This window comes from Thermaurantimonas sp. (assembly GCF_046299575.1).
GTDB lineage: Bacteria > Bacteroidota > Bacteroidia > Flavobacteriales > Schleiferiaceae > Thermaurantimonas.
Genome location: NZ_JBKBHX010000022.1, coordinates 1 through 900 on the forward strand (window position 1 = coordinate 1; position 900 = coordinate 900).

1 protein-coding gene is annotated in these 900 nt (G+C 45.2%); it reads left to right on the plus strand.

The genetic code is table 11. The annotated features are described in order from the left end of the window. Positions 1-43 precede the first annotated feature (43 nt). Positions 44-900 (plus strand): hypothetical protein (locus ACK4EX_RS11705; RefSeq protein ID WP_409773048.1); only part of this gene is annotated, 857 nt, incomplete at its 3' end.

Genomic DNA, 900 nt, shown 5'->3' on the forward strand with positions numbered 1-900 from the left:
GGTGTACAATATGAATAGTTCAGGTCTGTTATATGCCCTGTATATGATCAGCAGTCAGCATTGGGACGTCTATCACAATACAATTGTGGTGGAGGATGCACTCTTCTCCGGTACCGGAACCAATACTCCGGCGTTTTTCACAGGAACGTTTACCAACGTAGATGTCCGCAACAATCTATTTGTAAACACCCGCACAAATGGCGGTACGAAATATGTCATGTACCAGGGCACGGCCAATACCGGTATCAGCTATAATAATAATGTCTACTTCAGTGACGTCAATACAAATGTTTTCTTCCACGGAGCAGTTCTGAATACTTTTTCTGACTGGCAGGCTACAGGAAAAGATCAAAATGGGATTTTCGCCAATCCGGGATTTTTAAATCCATCCGCAGCTAATTACACTCCAAGTTCAGGGGCTATTAACAATATAGGAGCTAATCTTCTGTCAGTGGTCCCGACCGATATTAATGGAGTAGCACGCACAGCTACTCCTGATCCGGGTGCGATCGAGTTTAATCCGTTGCCTTGTTCAGGTGCCTGGGCTTTCAAGGCAGATAGCATTTATCCTCAGGGAGCATTCCTGAGTTGGCAGTCGAGTGCTGATACGTTTCAAATAGAATGGGGTCCTGTCGGATTTACTCCGGGATCAGCACAGGGCACATTGATCAGTGGCATTACTTCAAAAAATTTCCACCTCACCCCGTTGGTTGTCGGTACATGTTATCACGTCTATCTACGCGAGGCATGTAACAATTCTTTTAGCTCGTGGGTTGGTCCAGTACAAGTTTGCACCCCTATACAGTTTGATGCCGAATTGGTCTCCCTGTTGGGTATAGACAATTCTTTCTGCGGGAGTACCAATACACAAGTCCGTTTTGTAGTCAGAAACAATGGTTT